General features: G+C 32.6%; 15 protein-coding genes, 4 tRNA genes and 1 pseudogene. 6 read left to right on the forward strand and 14 right to left on the reverse strand.

Annotation, left to right across the window (positions count from 1 at the left end):
- The first annotated feature begins 53 nt into the window (after positions 1–53).
- Complete coding sequence (ahcY, locus tag NZD85_RS07785) at positions 54–1367, forward strand: adenosylhomocysteinase (protein ID WP_260541254.1); 1314 nt, start codon at positions 54–56, stop codon at positions 1365–1367.
- 161 nt (positions 1368–1528) lie between these two features.
- Positions 1529–2104: a hypothetical protein gene (locus NZD85_RS07790; RefSeq protein WP_188319571.1), complete on the forward strand. Its 576-nt coding sequence runs from the start codon at positions 1529–1531 to the stop codon at positions 2102–2104.
- A gap of 22 nt (positions 2105–2126) precedes the next feature.
- Here the strand turns inward: NZD85_RS07790 and NZD85_RS07795 are convergent, their stop codons facing one another.
- A complete protein-coding gene (locus tag NZD85_RS07795) occupies positions 2127–2753 on the reverse strand; it encodes a hypothetical protein (protein WP_260541256.1) in 627 nt (208 codons plus the stop codon).
- 158 nt (positions 2754–2911) lie between these two features.
- On the opposite strand from NZD85_RS07795, the gene NZD85_RS07800 reads away from it, so the two are divergent.
- Together NZD85_RS07800 and NZD85_RS07805 are read left to right on the forward strand one after the other, a co-directional pair.
- Positions 2912–3946: a retropepsin-like domain-containing protein gene (locus tag NZD85_RS07800; RefSeq protein WP_260541259.1), complete on the forward strand. Its 1035-nt coding sequence runs from the start codon at positions 2912–2914 to the stop codon at positions 3944–3946.
- A gap of 110 nt (positions 3947–4056) precedes the next feature.
- Positions 4057–4236 (forward strand): PDZ domain-containing protein, encoded by a 180-nt coding sequence (locus NZD85_RS07805; RefSeq protein WP_260541261.1) that lies wholly within the window; start codon positions 4057–4059, stop codon positions 4234–4236.
- Positions 4237–4837: 601 nt separating this feature from the next.
- Here NZD85_RS07805 and NZD85_RS07810 read toward each other — a convergent pair.
- From NZD85_RS07810 to dnaE, 9 genes and pseudogenes are all read right to left on the reverse strand, one after another.
- Positions 4838–5266 (reverse strand): annotated as a pseudogene (locus NZD85_RS07810) (RNA polymerase sigma factor); the annotation flags it as partial.
- A gap of 77 nt (positions 5267–5343) precedes the next feature.
- The gene (locus tag NZD85_RS07815; protein WP_171622860.1) at positions 5344–5604 is read right to left on the reverse strand and encodes a hypothetical protein; all 261 of its coding nucleotides are present in this window, start codon (positions 5602–5604) and stop codon (positions 5344–5346) included.
- A 69-nt stretch (positions 5605–5673) separates the two neighbouring features.
- Positions 5674–6081, reverse strand: a complete 408-nt coding sequence (locus tag NZD85_RS07820; protein WP_188319570.1) for an NUDIX hydrolase — start codon at positions 6079–6081, stop codon at positions 5674–5676.
- A gap of 150 nt (positions 6082–6231) precedes the next feature.
- Positions 6232–6308, reverse strand: a tRNA-Asp gene (locus NZD85_RS07825).
- A 57-nt stretch (positions 6309–6365) separates the two neighbouring features.
- Positions 6366–6439, reverse strand: a tRNA-Asp gene (locus NZD85_RS07830).
- 49 nt (positions 6440–6488) lie between these two features.
- Positions 6489–6562: transfer RNA gene (locus NZD85_RS07835), tRNA-Asp, on the reverse strand.
- A gap of 44 nt (positions 6563–6606) precedes the next feature.
- A tRNA-Asp gene (locus NZD85_RS07840) sits at positions 6607–6680 on the reverse strand.
- Positions 6681–6807: 127 nt separating this feature from the next.
- Entirely contained in the window at positions 6808–7125 is a 318-nt protein-coding gene (trxA, locus tag NZD85_RS07845) for a thioredoxin (protein ID WP_038331009.1), read from the reverse strand.
- 109 nt (positions 7126–7234) lie between these two features.
- Positions 7235–11635: a DNA polymerase III subunit alpha gene (dnaE, locus tag NZD85_RS07850; RefSeq protein WP_260541264.1), complete on the reverse strand. Its 4401-nt coding sequence runs from the start codon at positions 11633–11635 to the stop codon at positions 7235–7237.
- An 88-nt stretch (positions 11636–11723) separates the two neighbouring features.
- Here dnaE and NZD85_RS07855 point away from each other — a divergent pair, with 88 nt between their 5' ends.
- Positions 11724–12134, forward strand: a complete 411-nt coding sequence (locus NZD85_RS07855) for an RDD family protein (RefSeq protein WP_260541266.1) — start codon at positions 11724–11726, stop codon at positions 12132–12134.
- 17 nt (positions 12135–12151) lie between these two features.
- On the opposite strand, the gene NZD85_RS07860 is transcribed toward NZD85_RS07855, so the two are convergent.
- Both NZD85_RS07860 and NZD85_RS07865 read right to left on the reverse strand, forming a co-directional pair.
- On the reverse strand, positions 12152–12520 hold the full coding sequence (locus NZD85_RS07860; protein WP_171622543.1) for a MerR family transcriptional regulator: 369 nt from the start codon (positions 12518–12520) through the stop codon (positions 12152–12154).
- Positions 12521–12529: 9 nt separating this feature from the next.
- A complete protein-coding gene (locus tag NZD85_RS07865; protein ID WP_171622544.1) occupies positions 12530–13480 on the reverse strand; it encodes a M23 family metallopeptidase in 951 nt (316 codons plus the stop codon).
- Positions 13481–13579: 99 nt separating this feature from the next.
- Between NZD85_RS07865 and alaS the strand changes: the two genes are divergently transcribed.
- Positions 13580–16189, forward strand: a complete 2610-nt coding sequence (gene alaS / locus NZD85_RS07870) for an alanine--tRNA ligase (protein ID WP_260541268.1) — start codon at positions 13580–13582, stop codon at positions 16187–16189.
- A 94-nt stretch (positions 16190–16283) separates the two neighbouring features.
- Here alaS and NZD85_RS07875 read toward each other — a convergent pair whose 3' ends face one another.
- Positions 16284–18290, reverse strand: a complete 2007-nt coding sequence (locus tag NZD85_RS07875) for a flavohemoglobin expression-modulating QEGLA motif protein (RefSeq protein WP_171622546.1) — start codon at positions 18288–18290, stop codon at positions 16284–16286.
- Positions 18287–19249 (reverse strand): ATP-grasp domain-containing protein, encoded by a 963-nt coding sequence (locus NZD85_RS07880; protein WP_260541271.1) that lies wholly within the window; start codon positions 19247–19249, stop codon positions 18287–18289. Before NZD85_RS07880 ends, NZD85_RS07875 begins: the two co-directional genes overlap by 4 nt.
- Positions 19250–19431 lie beyond the last annotated feature (182 nt).

Consider the following 19431-nt stretch of genomic DNA (forward strand, 5'->3'; position numbering starts at 1 on the left):
GTAAATTTGTTCCTTATAAACTTTAAAAAAAAGTTAGTTAAATATATCAATTGATGGATACAAAAACGCAATACATTCCATACAAAGTTAAAGATATTTCTTTAGCTGAGTGGGGAAGAAAGGAAATTACGTTGGCTGAGGCAGAAATGCCTGGGTTAATGGCTATCCGTGAAGAGTATAAAGCTGCTCAACCTTTGAAAGGTGCTCGCATTGCAGGTTGTCTACACATGACAATCCAAACTGCAGTATTAATCGAAACGTTAGCTGCTTTAGGAGCTGATGTTACATGGTCGTCATGTAATATTTTCTCTACACAAGATCACGCTGCTGCTGCAATTGCTGCTGCTGGGATTCCTGTGTATGCTTGGAAAGGGATGAACGAAGAGGAATTCGATTGGTGTATCGAGCAAACATTATTCTTCGGAGAAGATCGCAAACCATTAAACATGATTCTGGATGATGGTGGAGACTTAACGAATATGGTGATTGATCGTTACCCAGAATTGGTTGCTGAGATCAAAGGATTATCAGAAGAAACAACTACGGGTGTACACCGTCTTTATGAAAGAATGGAGAAAGGTACATTGCCTATGCCTGCAATTAACGTAAATGATTCTGTAACAAAATCTAAATTCGACAACAAATATGGATGTCGCGAATCTGCAGTAGATGCTATCAAACGTGCTACTGACTTGATGATCGCTGGTAAACGTGTTGTAGTTTGTGGATATGGTGATGTTGGTAAAGGTACAGCGGCTTCTTTCCGTGGTGCTGGAGCAATTGTTACAGTAACTGAAATCGACCCTATTTGTGCTTTACAAGCATCGATGGAAGGTTACGAAGTAAAACGTTTAGATACAGTTGTTGCAAACGCTGATATCGTAATTACGACGACTGGTAACTTTGGAATTGTACGCGCAGAGCATTTCGAAAAAATGAAAGACAAAGTTGTTGTTTGTAACATTGGTCACTTCGATAACGAAATCGACATGGCTTGGTTAAACGCTACTTACGGATCTACAAAAGAAGAAATCAAACCTCAAGTTGACAAGTACAACATCAACGGAAACGATATTATCGTTTTAGCTGAAGGTCGTTTAGTAAACTTAGGATGTGCAACAGGTCACCCTTCTTTCGTGATGTCAAACTCTTTCTCTAACCAAACTTTAGCTCAAATCGAGTTGTGGACTAATTCATCAGCTTACGAAAATAAAGTATATACTTTACCGAAGCATTTAGATGAAAAAGTTGCAGAATTACACTTAGCTAAATTAGGAGTAGAATTAGAAGTTTTATCTCAAGAACAAGCAGAATACATTGGTGTAACGGTTGAAGGACCATATAAACCAGAATATTATAGATATTAATTAATTTTAATTTAGATTTTTATTTGAAGAAATAACACACTTAACTATATGCCCTCGCCCTGAACAAGCGAGGGCTTTTTTATGCATAGAAAATTAAGCTCAACAATTAATTCTAAAAAGATTATCTTTAAAATATTATTGAATAGTTTTTATTACTGATTATGATTAAAAAATACATACAGCTTGGATTTGTATTAATTGGAGGCACTTCACTTTTTGCACAAACAGACAAACCTTCGGAAATATTTTGGAAAAACCTCGAAAAACATTGCGGTAAAGCCTATGAAGGAAAATTAGCTGAACACATAAAACGTGATGATTTTGCTGGTAAAAAATTAACGATGCATGTTAAAAGCTGTTCAGAAAACGAAATAAAAATTCCGTTCAATGTGGGTGATAATTATTCACGTACATGGATTTTGACTAAAAAAGATGGAGTCATTACACTAAAACACGATCATCGTCACGAAAATGGAACTTCAGAGTCGGTAACTTTTTATGGTGGAACAAATACCAATTATGGTTTTAAAGATTTCCAGATGTTTCCTGCCGACCAAGAAACAGCAAGTCTTATAGATTATGCTTCAACAAATATTTGGTGGATTACACTTGATGACAAAACATTTAGTTACAATTTGCAAAAACCTGGTTCTAAAGTACCATTTAACGTTTACTTCGATTTAACAAATGAAATTGAAACACCACCCGCTCCTTGGGGTTGGGGAACACCACGATAAAAAAGAGCTGATTAGCTCTTTTTTATCGTTTAATTAATATATCTGCATTTATCGCTGGCGTTATTCCCAAAGGCGTTTTCTGCCATTTATCCGAATCTTTAGTTTTGTACAAACATTTTGCTAACAACGCTGCGCTAAGATATATTGGTGACTCAAGTTTTGTTAACAATTCTACTTTTATGTAGAAATTTCCTTTATGTTTAATATTATAATCTCTCAAATCATAAGTAAAAATATCATCCTGCTGACTTCCTTTTTTAACTACAATATTAAAAGGATTTTCTAATATCGTTTTATCTGGACGATTATCTAAATCACTAAATAAATCTACTTTTACAATAACAGAATCAACTTTTAATGGGTAACTGAAATTAAAATTAATTCGTTGAAAAGTAAATTCTTTATTAGGTGCACTTATAGGGATAGCAATTTGTTTTATATATTTTGGTAAAGAATCTTTTTTAAAATTAATATCTGAATTCAAACCAACTTGTACAGTCTTAGTCTTAGTATCTGATCCAACTCTTTTTAATTTAAACTTAGATTTATCATACAAAATCGTTTCGTGCAATTCTATCGTATCTTTTTTATAATCTTGTGCATTTGCAAACGTTATAAAACATAAAATAAGGAAGTAAATTTTTGTCATCTATTTGGTTTTTAAATTATTATCAATTTTATAAAATATAGATGTTCAAAACTCCCAAAGGTTACACAACAACATGTTAAAGTTTTGTTTCAATTCTTAAGATTTAATCCATATTTGCATTCTTTTTTTGCATAAATTTAATAGATACAATCAGTTGAATGCTATTTAGATTTTACATCATCGTATTTTTATTCTTAAATTTCTTGCATATTCATGCACAAGAAAGTGGACTTATTTTATCCGAAAAGATTAAAAAAGAAAAAATTCATTTTCAATTTATCAAAAACTTAGTCATTGTTCCAGTAACATTCAATAATCAACCGATGAATTTTATCATTGATTCTGGTCTAAAAGAAACCATTTTATTTAGCCAATTTGATCAAACAATTGATAAAAAAGATATTCAAACTATTACACTAAAAGGTTTAGGAAAAGATGCGAAAGACACCAAGGGGTTTTATTCAAAGAATAATAAATTAGCCGTTGGCAATCATTATTTAGCTACTAATGCCAGTATTATAATAATTCAAGACGAAAATTTTAATTTATTTTCTCGTTTAGGAATTGATGTTCATGGGATTATTGGTTCAGAATTTTTTAAGAATCATCCAATCGAAATTGATTATGCAAAACAAAAAATCACAATTTATGCGACGATAAAAGAGGTTAAAAAATTAAAGAAATATCAATCAAAAGCGTTAGAAATTAGCACAGAAAACAAACCGTTTACCTCAATTGATTTTTTTTATGAACGTGAATTTACTGATCAAAAAATGCTCATAGATATTGGTAACAGTGATGGGTTGTGGTTATTCAAGAATGAAATTAAAAATTTAGCTCCTTTAAACCATGCGTTTGATGATGAATTAGGAAAAGGATTCAATGGAATAATTAACGGTGAACGTGGCACAATTACGTCTGTAAATCTCGGAAAATATAAACTGCATTATCCTTTGATTGCTGTTCCTGATTATGAATCTATTCAATACATTAATCTCAAAAATAACCGAAAAGGATCTTTAGGGAATGAGGTTTTAAGACGTTTTTCAATTATTTTAGATTACCGAAATAAAACATTTTATTATAAATCGAACCGAAATTTTAGAGATGCTTTTCATTATAACAGAAGTGGTTTGACGATTATTCATGATGAGTTTGAATGGAAAAATGAAAAAGTTAATGTTGATTTTTAACAACGTTCAGCTTCCGAAACCAACACTTTTTCTCCTCAAAAAGTAAATTATCAAATCGTTATGAAACCTGTTTACAAAATAGAATCTGTTCGAAAAATTCGAATGCAGATTTGATTGGTTTAAAAGCAAATGATCGATTAATCAAACTGAACGGAAAACATGTGAATAACATGAGTTTGAATGATATTGAAAATTTTATGAAACAAAATGAATTCCAAGAAATTTCGGTCGAAATCCTCAGAAATAATCAATCACTTGTTTACAAATTTGTCTTGGAAATTCCGTATTAAAAAAAAGAGTAACATATCGCTACTCTTCTAATTGGTTTAAAATATTTTCTAATTCTAACAACGGTTTTTTATACAGTTTATTTATCCACCATTTTAGCATCCAGATACAAAATCCTATATAAATAATTAATGCTATAAAATAAAAAAATCCAAAATTTATTAAATTATCAAAATGTGTATAAGTTTGTTTTTCAATCAAAACTGTACCTATAAATAATATACAAAGTATACTTAAAGTATAAGTATATAAGCTGAAAATAGTTATTGATGATTTGAAGTTATAATAAAACCAATTGATATTTCTTAACGAGTTATATTCTAATTTATAAGATGAATTATAAAATTTAATTAAATAATATAATGGTACGATCATTATTGCTGCTATACACACTAATACCCACCATACGATAAGGGTATTTAATCCAAACAAATATGGGTAAATTAATAAAACAGGAAAAGATGTTAACTGAAAAAAGAAATCCTTTTTCATAACCTTTCTTATTTTATCAATAATTGTATTTGCTTTTTGATTCAGCTCAAGATCTGGATTAATCTTCACATCTTCTGAAGACTGATTATCCCATTGTTTTTGTAATTCATCAAAATTCATAGCCGTATTTTTTATAATAATTTGTAGTTTATCTTTTGTACGATTCAGTTTTACGCGAGCATTTCCTTCAGTAATTCCTAAGTTTGCACCAATTTCTTTGTGACTTTGTCCTTCTAAAAAAAGAAAAATTAAGGCTTTTTCTACTTTATTTAATTCGTGAACAGCTTTGTAAAACAACTCAAGTTGCGTCTCCTTTTCACGATAATCTACCTCATCTACACGATCTATATTTTCTATAAATGTGTGAGTATCCGTCTTTTTCTTTTCTTTTTTGAAATAAGTTAAAGCCGTATTCAGTGAAACACGATACATCCAAGTCGAAAATTGTGAATTTCCCTCAAACCGTTCAAACGATTTCCACAACTGCAAAACAATTTCTTGCATCAAATCATTCTGATCATCAGCATCATCCATATACATCTTAGCGACTTTGTGCAAAATCCCTTTGTGTTGTTCGATTAATTCTAAGAAATAAGTCTGTTTTGCCCTCAAAATTGTTATTTTATTTGTTTCAAAACAACTTGTTCGTTATCGACAAAAAGAATACAATTTATTCTGAAAAAATCTGAAAACAATCTAACTTTAATTTTCAACTTCTCTTTCGTCATTGTAAAAAGATGACCTTCTAAATTAGATGCAAATAGATTCTGCTTTAAATCTTGTAATTGTCCGTTTACAACTAATTTTTCTCCAGAAAACCAATTATTCTCAATTCTAATTACATTATGCTCAAAAGTTGCTTCCCAAATAGATTTCATCGCCAAATTATTTTAGTGTTTACAAGTTAGTAGACATAAAATAAAAACGTTACAGAAATTTTTGAGTTTTTAGCATTCCATTTCCAACCATATAGGCAAACTAAATTCTTCTAACAAATGAGCCAATTGATAATCTGTGTAGTTTTCTTTCGTTATCCAAGCCATTTCTTCTATCTCAGAAGCAATTTTAAGCGTTTTTAACGACTTCAATTTCACATGAAAAACATTTGCATGTACTTCTGTGTTTTTCTCGTTAACGGCAACAGAAGTGTGTTGTCCTAAAAACGAAACATCGTGCAGTAAAATATCGATATTAATTTCCTCTAAAAATTCGCGCCGAAGTGTTGCTAATAATTCTTCACCTTTTTCGCGTTTACCTCCAACCATCTGAAAAAATTTCGAATTCTTTTTTCGAACAGCAAGCATTCTACCTTCTGCATCTGTTACCAATGCATTGACCAAATATATATGATTCATGTTATGCGTTATGCGTTATGCGTTATGCGTTATGCGTTATGCGTTATGCGTTATGCATTATGCGTTATGCGTTATGCGTTATGCAAAAGTAAACGTAGAAAAGTTTAGAGCAAAAAAAAGCTCCACAATAAATTGTGAAGCTATAAAAGTTGGCGATCCGGACGGGACTCGAACCCGCGACCACTTGCGTGACAGGCAAGTATTCTAACCAACTGAACTACCGGATCAGTCTGTTTTTTTTATTTATAATTTTCGTCGATCTAAAATAGAAAAAGAAATAGATGCGATCCGGACGGGACTCGAACCCGCGACCACTTGCGTGACAGGCAAGTATTCTAACCAACTGAACTACCGGATCAGAAAATTATAAATTAAATATATTTTTTATGAATTTTTATAAAAAATTGCGATCCGGACGGGACTCGAACCCGCGACCACTTGCGTGACAGGCAAGTATTCTAACCAGCTGAACTACCGGATCAGAAATTATAAAAAATATATTGTGTAAAAGAACGAAACTTTTTGCGATCCGGACGGGACTCGAACCCGCGACCACTTGCGTGACAGGCAAGTATTCTAACCAACTGAACTACCGGATCAAAATCTGTATTGATTTCGGATTGCAAATATAGGCGGTTTTCTGATAAAACCTAAACTTTTTTCTAAAAAAATCTCGGAAACTTTTCATCCGAGATTTTTTTATTTCATAATCAACGATTTAATCTATTATAAAATCGCATTTAATTTTTCTACTAATTGTTCTTTTGGAACAACTCCAACAACTTTATCTACAACTTCTCCGTCTTTGAAGAATAAAATTGTAGGAATGTTACGGATTCCGTATTTTGCAGCAACTTCTTGGTTTGTGTCTACATCAACTTTACCAATCACTGCTTTTCCTTGATATTCTGTAGCTAGCTCTTCCACAACTGGACCAACCATTCTACAAGGACCACACCAAACAGCCCAAAAATCAACCATTGCAGGTTTTCCTGACTCTATAATATCCGATGCAAATGATGCGTCTGTTACTTCTAATGCCATAATCTTATATTTTTTATCTAATCTTAAGTTTACAAATCTACATAAAATTTTATTGCAGAAAAATTCCTTTTATATTATCTGTCAATTACAAGATAAATGAAATGTATAATTAATTCAGTTTAAATGTAATCTCCTGTAATTCATCTAATTCTTTTAACAAATCTCGGCAAATATTTATTTTAATTTTACCTGCTGGCAAATCTAAATTATTCAAATAATCTTTTGGATCAATTAGTTGGATTTTCAATAATTTATCTCCTTGATATTTGTACATAATATCCGATAGTTTGGTAAAAGTTTCTTCCGAAAATGCTGGAACTTCAATCTTTACCGTCATTTTTTCGGCTTGTTTTTCTACAATTTCATTTAACAACAGAATATTCGTGATATTTTTATACACTCGCCCTTGCGTCACGTTTCCTTCTTTATCTTTGAATTCTTTTTTCGAGATATTCAATTTCAAATTCAAGAACATATTCTCTTGCATAAAGTGTCTATATTTCAAATAATCTCCTCCAAAAACCATAATATCCATGGAATCGGTATAATCACTGAACGTAAAAATACCAAATTCATTTCCATTTTTCGCAATTCGATGTTGAATATTTGACATCATTCCACAAATCGATACTTCTTTATTGACAAAATTATCCTCGTTTGCATTAATATCCGAAATACTACAATTGGAAGCCATTTTCAGCTCATGTTTGAAATCATCTAATGGATGAGAAGAAATATAAATCCCAACCACTTCTTTTTCTTTAGATAAACGTTGCAACATGTTCCATTTTTCGCAATCTGGTAGCATCGGCACTACATCTTCTATCACAGAATCGCCACCAAAATCGCCAAATAAAGAGGTTTGAGCAGAGTTTTTTTGCTCTTGGAAGTTTGCTCCGTATTTGATTAATTTTTCCAAATTAGTTGTCGTATTTTCGATATAAAAATAACGTCCACGATGAAATTCAAACGAATCAAAACCTCCAGCTAAAACTAAGTTTTCGATTGTTTTTTTGTTCACTGTTCGCAATTCGACACGTTTAACAAAATCGTATATATCTTTGAACGGACCATTTGCTTCACGTTCAGAAATTATCGAGTTTACTGCGGCTTGCCCAACACCTTTTACAGCTCCCATTCCAAAACGAATCTCGTAATTTTCGTTTACATTAAATTTTGTAATGGATTCGTTGATATCTGGTCCAAGTACAGCTAATCCCATTCGCTTACACTCTTCCATAAAGAAGGTCACTTGCTTGATATCATTCATATTATTTGAAAGAACAGCCGCCATATATTCTGCTGGATAATGTGCTTTCAGATAAGCTGTTTGATACGCTACCCATGCATAACATGTTGAATGCGATTTGTTGAATGCATACGATGCGAAGGCTTCCCAGTCTGTCCAAACTTTTTCTAAAATTTTCGGATCATGTCCTTTTTCAGACGCTTGTTCCACAAATTTTGGTTTCATTTTATCCAGAACTGCTTTTTGCTTTTTACCCATCGCTTTACGTAAAACATCGGCATCACCTTTGGAGAATCCTGCTAATTTCTGCGAAAGCAACATTACTTGCTCCTGATAAACAGTAATCCCGTAGGTTTCTGATAAATACTCTTCCATCGCATCCAAATCATAGGTAATCGGTTCCTCCCCATTTTTACGACGAACGAAAGACGGAATATATTCAATTGGACCTGGACGATACAGGGCGTTCATGGCGATTAAATCTGCAAAAACAGTTGGACGAAGATCCTTCATATATTTTTGCATTCCAGGCGACTCGTATTGAAAAACTCCAACTGTTTCACCTCGTTGGAAAAGCTCATATGTTTTTTCGTCATCAATCGGAATTTCATCAGGATCAATCTCGATTCCTGTTCTTGCCTTCACTAACTTAATCGTATCTTTAATCAACGTTAAGGTCTTCAACCCCAAGAAGTCCATCTTCAATAATCCGGCACTTTCTGCAACCGAGTTATCAAATTGAGTCACATATAAATCTGAATCTTTGGCAGTTGTTACAGGAACGAAATTGGTGATATCATCTGGCGTAATAATCACTCCACACGCGTGAATACCCGTATTACGTACAGAACCTTCTAAGATTTTAGCTTGTTGAATAGTTTCAGCAGCTAAATCAGTTCCGTTTGATAAACGCTTTAATTCACTTACCGCATCAAATTCTTCTGGTTTTAAGGATTCTTTTAAGGCATTATCATCTAAATTGAAAATCTTTGCCAATTTCATATTTGGAATTAAACCTGCTACACGATTGGCATCAAATAATGGTAAATCCAATACACGTGCTGTATCTTTTATCGAAGATTTAGCCGCCATTGTTCCGTATGTGATAATTTGCGCTACTTGATTTGCTCCATATTTATCAATCACATAATCCATTACCAATGATCGTCCTTCATCATCAAAGTCGATATCGATATCGGGCATAGATACACGGTCTGGATTTAAGAAACGCTCAAAAAGTAAATCGTATTTTATCGGATCTAAATTGGTAATCCATAAACAATAAGCAACTGCTGATCCTGCCGCCGAACCACGACCTGGACCAACCGATACGCCCATTTTACGAGCTGCTGCGATGAAATCTTGTACAATCAAGAAATAACCAGGATAACCTGTTTTTTCAATTGTGGCTAATTCGAAATCCAAACGTTCTTTAATTTCGTCGGTCAATTCTGGGTAACGAATTTTTGCACCTTCGTAGGTTAAATGTTTTAAATAAGCATTCTCACCTCTTTTCCCTCCATCTTCATCATCTTCTGCGTGATGAAATTCTTCGGGAATATCAAATTTTGGAAGTAATACATCTCGATAAAGCGTGTATTCTTCTATCTTATCAACAATTTCTTGAATATTAATAATTGCTTCGGGAATGTCTTGAAACAATTGTTTCATTTCTACTTCCGACTTAAAATAATATTCTTGATTTGGCAAACCAAAACGGAATCCACGACCACGACCAATAGGAGTCGATTGTTTCTCGGCATCTCGTACACACAACAAAATATCGTGGGCATTCGAATCGTCTTGGTTAATGTAATAGGTATTATTTGTTGCGACAACTTTTACATTGTGTTTGCGCGCAAAAGCAAGCAATGTTTGGTTGACACGATCTTCATCTTCTTGACCATGACGCATCAATTCGATGTAAAAATCATCACCAAATTGCTCTTTCCACCAAAGCAAGGCCTCTTCGGCTTGTTTTTCACCAAGATTCAAAATTTTATTTGGAACTTCACCTTGCAAATTTCCAGATAAAACAATCAAATCTTCTTTATATTCTTCAATAATCGCTTTATCAATACGAGGCACATAGTAAAAACCATCTGTATATGCTTTCGACGCCATTTTTGCTAAATGATGATAACCATTTTTATTCTTTGCAAAAACAACGATTTGATAACCATTATCTTTTTTTGATTTATCTAAATGATTCTCACAAACAAAAAATTCCGAACCAATAATAGGTGTTATTAACACTTCAGTTGGTTCTTTTCCTTCTGCAATTAATTCTTCATTCTTTTCTTTTGCTGCTTTGTTATGATTTTGTACTTCTGCATTAAAATGAAATGCTCCCATCATATTTCCATGATCGGTCATTGCAACCGCAGGCATTTTATTTTTTGAAGCTGCAGCTACTAAATCTTTAACAGAAATCGTTGATTGTAAAATTGAGAATTGTGTATGATTATGTAAATGTGCAAATTTTGCTTTCTCAAACTGCGCTAAAACTTCTTCTGAAATTTCAACTGCCTCATCACCTCCTTCTTCTTTCGCTTTTGCTTTTGCAATTTCTTGTGAAGCTTTCTTTAAATTGACATGATTTAATCCAATTGGTTGAATATTTGTTTGATTGATTTCATTAAATCGAACAAAATATTCATCTTCAACTTCTAATTCATTTTTTGTAAAAATACCTTTACGAATCAACTCAAAAAAACAACGTGTCGTTGCTTCCACATCCGCAGTTGCGTTGTGTGCTTCACCAAATGGAACACCAAAAAGATATTCATGCAATTCTGTTAACGTTGGTAATTTGTAACGACCACCACGACCACCAGGAAGTTTTAACAACTCTGCGGTAACTTCTGTACATGTATCCAAAACAGGTTTATCTGCTAAATTATTTTCATAATTCAGACGATAAAATTCGGCTCCCATAATGTTGATATCGAAACCTAAATTTTGTCCAACAATAAATTTAGCTTTACCTAAAACTTCATTGAATTTATCTAAAACTTCTTTTAATGGAACTCCTTTTTCGGTAGCTAAATCAGTTGAAATTCCGTGAATACGCTCAGAATCGTACGGAATATCAAAACCATCTGGACGAACCAAATAATCTTGATGTTCAATAATTTGCCCCATTTCATCGTGCAATTGCCAAGCGATTTGTATACATCGCGGCCAGTTGTCGGAATCAGAAATCGGTGCATTCCAATCTTTCGGAAGACCAGTTGTCTCTGTATCGTATATTAAGTACATTGAGTTTTCGTTTGAATCTGTAAATTTACGAAATCTTAAGAGAAGATTTTCTTAAGAAAAGTTAAGAATAAAACTCTATATTTAGTTTATGAATCAAGAAAAATACATTTTACGTAGAGTATTAGCTGCATTAATAGATTACACAATTATCATTTTTATTACTTTCTTTTATTTAAGAAACTTTGGAGAATTGAATAGTGAAGGAGCTTATTCTGTTAGTGGATTAAAAACTTTACCTATAATCATTTTTTGGTTCGTCTATTTTTGTGTTTTTGAAACAGTTCTAAATTCGACTTTTGGAAATTTAATTGTTGGATTGAAACCTATTGATATAAATACTAAAAAAAATGTTACAATTAAACAGTCTTTTCTTAGACATCTTGTCGATCCGATTGATATGATGTTTTTTGGATTAATTGGAATTATTCTGATTAAAAACTCTGAAACGAATCAAAGATTGGGCGATATTTTAGCAAAAACTAAAGTTGTTAAATCATAAAATAAAAAAAGATGAACTTAATTCAGTTCATCTTTTTCTAAAATTTCTTCCGACTCAAAACTCATTTTAAGTTTGATGAGTTCGTCTTTAATATTTTCGAGACGTTTTACAACATCTATTTCATCTTTTGTTTTGACCACTCCTTTTTTACCAATTGCTTGTTTTGCACCATCGAGCGTATACCCTTTTATTTTGACCAAATAATAAATATTCTTGAAACATTGGATATCATCTTTAGTAAATAATCGATTACCTTTTGCATTCTTTTTAGGCTGAATTATTTCAAATTCTTTTTCCCAAAAACGAATCAATGATGCATTTACATCAAAAGCTTTGGCTACTTCGCCTATCGAATAATAAAGTTTGTCAGGAAGGTCTACATTCATTATCAGCGTTTAATCCAAAGATAATGACATTTTTTTAGAGTTTTGATAAATTTTAATAAAATCGTCTGGATCAACGTCATTATAGAAATACATAATTGGATCTACAGGTTCTCCATTTTTGTGAATTTCGTAATGTAAATGCGCTCCTGTCGATAAACCTGTCGATCCTACATAACCAATCACATCACCTCTTTTCACTTTTTGTCCTCTACGAACTTTCGCACGTGTCATGTGAGCATACAAGCTTTCGTATCCATTTCCGTGTTTTAACACAACCATATTTCCATAACCCGAATTAAATTCAGATACTTTTACAGAACCATCTCCAGTTGCGTAAATTGGCGTTCCTGTAGCGGCAGCAAAGTCTAAACCTTTGTGCATTTTATTCACTTTTAAAATTGGATGAAAACGTGACCCAAAACCGGAAGCCAAACGATTTACATATTTATCTGCAACAGGTTTTAGAACTGGCATTGATGATAAATTCGCATCTTTTACACCCGCCAAACGAAAAACTTCGTCCAATGATTTTGATTCAGCTGCAATTTTTGCAACTAATTTTTCAATGTCTTCAGCTGTATAATTATCAATTTCATTATTTACAGAATCGATATTCTCATTGACACGCATATCATAAATCGTACGATAAATATTGCGATCTTTTTCTTCGATTTCTGTCAAGGCTTCTTCTACTTCTTTAAATTTTTTATGTAACTCTTGGTTTTCATTTTCCATTCTTTCCAGTTCAGCTAATAATTTGCTTTCGCTGTTTTTAAATTTCCCTGCTTTTGAAGCGAACTCAGAATCATTAAAATGATACCCAACCATACCAGCAGATATTGTCGATAAACATAAAAATAGTAAAACGTATAATGCTGTTTTAGGAGTTTTCTTCGCTCTTTTCTTCACCCAACTCATCAAAAATCTCACAGAATTATACTTATAGTTTTTATTTTCCATTACTTAACCAAGCTTTTATTATCTTTGTAAAACGTTTGCAAAGTAACGAATATTGTATGAGCAAACATGTTAATCAAATGATAAAAATAATTTAAATAAATGAAATCCAAAGATATAAGAAAAGAATTTTTGCATTTTTTTGAAACAAAAGGACACTCAATTGTCGACTCTGCACCTATTGTTTTGAAAGACGATCCGACATTAATGTTTAATAATTCGGGTATGGCACAATTCAAAGAATTCTTTTTAGGAAACGGAACTCCAAAAAGTAATCGTATCGCGGATACACAAAAATGTCTTCGTGTTTCTGGTAAACATAATGATTTGGACGATGTAGGAAAAGATACTTACCACCACACGATGTTCGAAATGTTAGGAAACTGGTCTTTTGGTGATTACTTCAAAAAAGAAGCAATTGCTTGGGCATGGGAATTACTAACAGAAAAATACGGAATTTCTAAAGATCAAATCTATGTAACTGTTTTTGAGGGTGACAAAGGTGATGGAACTTCTTTAGATGAAGAAGCATTAGAGCTTTGGAAACAACATATTGCGGAAGACCGAATTCTTTACGGAAATAAAAAAGATAATTTCTGGGAAATGGGTGATATTGGACCATGTGGACCTTGTTCTGAAATTCATATTGACATTCGACCAGAAGCAGATCGTTTAGCTGTTGATGGAAAATCTTTAGTTAATATGGATCATCCACAAGTAATCGAAATTTGGAACTTGGTATTTATGCAATATCAACGCAAAGCTGATGGCTCTTTAGAGTCTTTACCTGCTCGACATATCGATACAGGAATGGGATTTGAGCGTTTGGCAATGGTTTTACAAGGTAAATCATCTAACTACGACACTGATGTTTTCCAACCATTAATCCAAAAATTAGAAGAAATCTCTGGAGTAAAATATGATACAGCTGAAAAAACGGATATTGCAATTCGTGTTGTTGTAGACCATTTACGCGCTGTTTCTTTTGCAATTGCAGACGGACAATTACCTTCTAACACAGGTGCAGGATATGTTATACGCCGTATCTTACGTCGTGCTATTTCTTACGGATACCGTTTTTTAGGTCTTAACGAACCTTTTATCTATAAATTATATCCAATCTTGAAAGCTGAAATGGGTGAATTTTTCCCAGAATTAGTAAAACAAGAAACAATTGTAACAGGAGTTATTCGCGAAGAAGAGGCATCTTTCTTACGTACAATTGAACAAGGATTGAACAGATTAAATCAAATCATCGAGCAATTAGGAGATTCTAAAGTTGTACCTGGTGATGTGGTATTCGAACTGTATGATACTTTCGGTTTCCCTGCAGATTTATCTCGTATTGTTGCAGAAGATCATGGCTTCACAATTGACGAAGCTGGATTTGATGTTGAAATGGCAAAGCAAAAAGAACGTTCGAAAAAAGCAACAGCTTTGGTAACGGATGACTGGGTTATTTTGGATAATGCAGGCAATGAAACTTCTATCGCTTATGATAACACAGAAGCTGAAGTAAAAATTACACGTTACAGAAAAGTAAAAAATAAAAAAGGAGAATTTTTTCAATTGGTATTCAACCAAACGCCTTTCTATGCAGAATCAGGAGGACAAATTGGTGATACTGGATCAATTTCTACGTTAAACGAAACGATAGAAATTATCGATACAAAAAAGGAAAACAATTTAGTTATTCATTTCGTTGAAACTTTACCAGAAAATGTAAATGCTACTTTTAATGCTAAATTAAATGTTGAAAAACGTAACGAAACAACTAAAAATCACTCCGCAACTCACTTAATGCACGAAGCGTTACGCGAAGTTTTAGGAACTCATGTTGAACAAAAAGGTTCTTATGTTGGTGATGATTATTTACGTTTTGACTTTTCTCATTTCTCTAAAATGACAGATGAAGAATTGGCAATTGTTGAGCAAAAAGTAAATGATAAAATTGCAGATGCTTTACCATTAATCGAAAAAAGAGATTGTGATATCAACGAAGCTATCGCTGACGGAGCAATGGCATTATTCGGTGAAAAATACGGTGATAAAGTTCGTGTAATTCGTTTTGGTTCTTCTATCGAGTTATGTGGTGGTACGCATGTAAAAAACACAGCTGATATTCGATTATTCAGAATTTTATCTGAATCTTCTACTGCAGCAGGTATTCGTCGTATCGAAGCAATTACATCTAACAAAGCAATCGAAGCGTACAAAGAGGCGGAGAAAAACTACAATGATGTTCTAGCTGCTCTTAAAACGAAAAATGATGCGGTAAAAGCTGTTCAACATTTATTGGATGAAAATGCTGAATTGAAAAAACAATTAGAATCTTTTGTTGCGCAACAAGCTGCGGCTGAAAAAGCAACTTGGAAAACAGCTGTTCAAACTATCAACGGCGTTAATTTCTTAGCTGTAAAAACAAATTTAGATACAAATGCTGCAAAACAAAATGCAATTGATTTAACAAAAGAAATCGAAAATGCATTTATAGTTGTGGGAACTAATGATACTGTAAAACCATCTATCACCATTTCGATTGCAAAAAATCTTGTGGATGAAAAAGGGTATAATGCAGGGCAAATTGTAAAAGAAATCGCAAAACACATCAACGGTGGTGGAGGTGGACAACCTTTCTTAGCTACTGCAGGTGGTAAAGAGGTTTCTGGATTGGATGCTGCTCTTAAACAAGCAGAAGATTTTGTAAAATAATCTTTTCCGAAAAATAAAAAAAACGACTTGTATTAGACTGCCCCAAAAAAGTTAGACACTTTTGGGGGGCAGTGTATTTTATCTCGCTTTTTTATTAGTCTTTAATTCCATTAAAAATATATTGTAAAATTGGATTAATTTCTGGGTTTTCAAGATGTTTCTTGAAAATTTTTGTGTAATACTTTGGTTTATTAATCATTCTTCGTTCTACTAACTCATCAATCGTATCAATATATTCTACTGATGTTTTACCAATTAATAAATTATCCAAAGAACGTCCTTGATCAACATAGTTCAAAATTGTTTTTAAACCTTTTAAATAAAGCGCATCTTTCGTGAAACCACCACCTCGATACACACGAGTTGACAAATAAAAAGCATCTTCTGCTTGCATTTTATATTCTTCCATCAATGTCATAAATGTTTCGTTGAAAGATTTTCCGTTTGTCAACATATGAACTGCCATTACGCGTAAACCAAGTTCCCTCAATCGGCTATGATTAATAGAATCAGAATAATATTCACTTAAAATCGCTAAACCTTCTTGCGTTAACGTATTAACAGGTAAACCAATGCTAAATATTTTTAATGGTTGATCCAATGCATTCATCGTCGTCACCATGTGTACACCAATTTCGTGTTCAATTAAACCATTTGTAAAACGTTTATCGAATTTTACACCACGCTTAATTACCACTTTTTTCTTGCTGTTAATCACAAGCGCTTTTGATGCAATATCATCCGAAACTTCAATATCAAACTTGAAACCGTAATCATTTGTTGCATTTCTAAATAAATTTACAACTTCTTCTTCGGTATAATCACCTTGTTTATCCATCCTAAATTCAGGACAATACAGAATGAAATTCGCATTTTCGATGTCTTTTTTAGTTGGTTCACCAAAATAACGCAACGAATTGTACAAGAATTTATCTGTCCCAAGATTTGCCAACAAATCTACCTTATCAAAATAGGCATTGATAGTATTCATGTACATGTTTTGAATACTGATATCATTGATTTTTTCGACTTTAATATTCGACAATTTTCGTTTAAATTCGAATGGATCAATATTTAGAGGATTGTACTTAAATTGAGGTTCGTATGTATATTTAGAAGCCAAGAATTTCTTTTTTTCAAACTCTAAGTTTATTGGATTGATAACACTTAACAATTCAAAATTCTGAACCAATTGATACAATTGTTTGTCAATTTTCACCAAATCAGATTCCAATTCGTTGTGCAGAATATTCACTTGTTTTGATCCTACTTTATAGGTTGTTTCTGTTTTTACGAATTCATAAGCATGATTTAAAATTGCCGATTTAAACCCTTCTTTTATTTGATTGATAATTTCGGGGAAAGATTCTCCCGTCAATTCATCACAATAAATTTTAGAAACCTCTGTCGCTAATACCAATGTATTTTTGAAATTAGTTGTCACAAATTCTAACAAATAACCACGTCCGTAAAAAACATCGTTTATAGCCGAATAATTATGAATATTTTCTATTTCAATATTTGCCAATTCATCGCGCCAACTTTCAACATATTTTCCATAACGTTCGTTATCGATACGTTCAGCTCCAATATTAAAAACAGGAACTGGACGATCCCAACGCTTCCAGTTGTAAGAATGAATATCGTATACCAAACACGATTTAAACTTAGATTCGAGCTTACTGATTAAAGCTTGTAAAACTTCGTAAAAAGCATGGTGTTTTGCACTACTTTTTTGTTTTTGAGAAATAGATAAAGGCTCTTTCCAAACTTGTTTTCCCCAAGCTTCTTCGTACACAGCATTTTCTGGACCACGGTTTAAATCGTATTCAAATCGAGAATCACAACCTTGAATTAAGATTGGGAAAGTTTCTACAAACTCGGCTGTATGAGGATCTTCTTCGTACCAACGCTCGTAATTACTCAATAAACATTTTTCTCGAATATCTTCGCGCATTTGTCCACCATCGTGAATGGCAGCACAAACGTAAGGAATGTATTCGTCAATTTTTATTTTGAATGAGTCGTCTTCTGCATAAGCTTCAAATACAATTTCGTTCTCAATATTATCTAATATTTGCTGTATACTTAAGGATTTCATGCTTTAAATTCTTTATATTTCTCCAATAACATTGATACAATTTGTTTCTGTATCTCGTTGTTATTGTTTACATTGTTATGAGGGACAATTCCCCCAGGACTTACGACATTTAATTCAACCATTTTTCCGTTAATCAAATCGATTCCGCAAAAATAAATTCCATCTTCATTTAATTGTTTCCCTATTTTACGGCACAATTCTAATTCATGCTCACTCATATCATGTTTAATTGCAGAACCACCAGCCGAAATATTAGAACGGTGATCACCATCTGCAGGCACACGCATAATAGCGCCAATAGGTTCTCCATTAATCACAATTGCACGAACGTCTCCTTTTTCTGCACCTTCAATATAATTTTGACAAATAATAGGTTGAGAAATTCCAGAATGATTGACATAAAAATCGCAAATCGAGCTTAAGTTACCAATATTTTTTCGTTCGAAAAGAATTACACCTTTACCTCCCATTCCATCTAATGGTTTGATGATAAATTTTTCGAATTTATTTTCTTCAACAAACGATTTAATTAAATCGATATCTTTCGTAATAAGCGTTTGAGGAACAATTGTTTCCTGACCATCATCAAAAGAAGCAGCGTATATTTTGTTATTTGCTTTACGTAAACCAGAAATTTTATTGACGAAAAAAACTTTATCTTCGATCAATTCTAACATGTTCAATAAAAGCGGATCAATTGGTGGATCGGCTCTCATAAAAATCATATCAAACTCGGTTAAATCTTTGATACTACTTTCAAATTTCATGGTGTGATAAAATTCTACACAATCCGTTGTATCTGTAGTAATCATCTTTCTGCAGTTACCTACAACTTTGCCTTTGGCAATAGAGATATCTTTTTTTGTTAAATAGGATACTTCAAAACCACGATCTACGCATTCTTTAATAATTCGCATAGTGGTGTCTTTTCCTGGTTCAACCTTGTCCCAAGGATACATTACGAAGCATATTTTCATATAAATATAAAGGGTATTAAAATCAATGCAATAATAACTAAAAGTTTGATATAAAAAATGCTCTACAAAAAATTATAGAATATTTATTTTTATTCTATGGAAGGTATTGATTTTTAGCAATTAATAAAAGAAAAGGGTGATTGATTTTTCAATTTCAATCACCC

This window comes from Empedobacter stercoris, from assembly GCF_025244765.1.
Taxonomy (GTDB): Bacteria; Bacteroidota; Bacteroidia; order Flavobacteriales; family Weeksellaceae; genus Empedobacter; species Empedobacter stercoris.

What these genes read in the sequence shown, in the direction of transcription:
- ahcY (WP_260541254.1), top strand. Translation starts at nt 54, where the DNA reads ATGGATACAAAAACGCAATACATTCCATACAAAGTTAAAGATATTTCT.
- NZD85_RS07790 (WP_188319571.1), top strand. Translation starts at nt 1,529, where the DNA reads ATGATTAAAAAATACATACAGCTTGGATTTGTATTAATTGGAGGCACT.
- NZD85_RS07795 (WP_260541256.1), bottom strand. Translation starts at nt 2,753, where the DNA reads ATGACAAAAATTTACTTCCTTATTTTATGTTTTATAACGTTTGCAAAT.
- NZD85_RS07800 (WP_260541259.1), top strand. Translation starts at nt 2,912, where the DNA reads ATGCTATTTAGATTTTACATCATCGTATTTTTATTCTTAAATTTCTTG.
- NZD85_RS07815 (WP_171622860.1), bottom strand. Translation starts at nt 5,604, where the DNA reads ATGAAATCTATTTGGGAAGCAACTTTTGAGCATAATGTAATTAGAATT.
- NZD85_RS07820 (WP_188319570.1), bottom strand. Translation starts at nt 6,081, where the DNA reads ATGAATCATATATATTTGGTCAATGCATTGGTAACAGATGCAGAAGGT.
- trxA (WP_038331009.1), bottom strand. Translation starts at nt 7,125, where the DNA reads ATGGCATTAGAAGTAACAGACGCATCATTTGCATCGGATATTATAGAG.
- dnaE (WP_260541264.1), bottom strand. Translation starts at nt 11,635, where the DNA reads ATGTACTTAATATACGATACAGAGACAACTGGTCTTCCGAAAGATTGG.
- NZD85_RS07855 (WP_260541266.1), top strand. Translation starts at nt 11,724, where the DNA reads ATGAATCAAGAAAAATACATTTTACGTAGAGTATTAGCTGCATTAATA.
- NZD85_RS07860 (WP_171622543.1), bottom strand. Translation starts at nt 12,520, where the DNA reads ATGAATGTAGACCTTCCTGACAAACTTTATTATTCGATAGGCGAAGTA.
- NZD85_RS07865 (WP_171622544.1), bottom strand. Translation starts at nt 13,480, where the DNA reads ATGGAAAATAAAAACTATAAGTATAATTCTGTGAGATTTTTGATGAGT.
- alaS (WP_260541268.1), top strand. Translation starts at nt 13,580, where the DNA reads ATGAAATCCAAAGATATAAGAAAAGAATTTTTGCATTTTTTTGAAACA.
- NZD85_RS07875 (WP_171622546.1), bottom strand. Translation starts at nt 18,290, where the DNA reads ATGAAATCCTTAAGTATACAGCAAATATTAGATAATATTGAGAACGAA.
- NZD85_RS07880 (WP_260541271.1), bottom strand. Translation starts at nt 19,249, where the DNA reads ATGTATCCTTGGGACAAGGTTGAACCAGGAAAAGACACCACTATGCGA.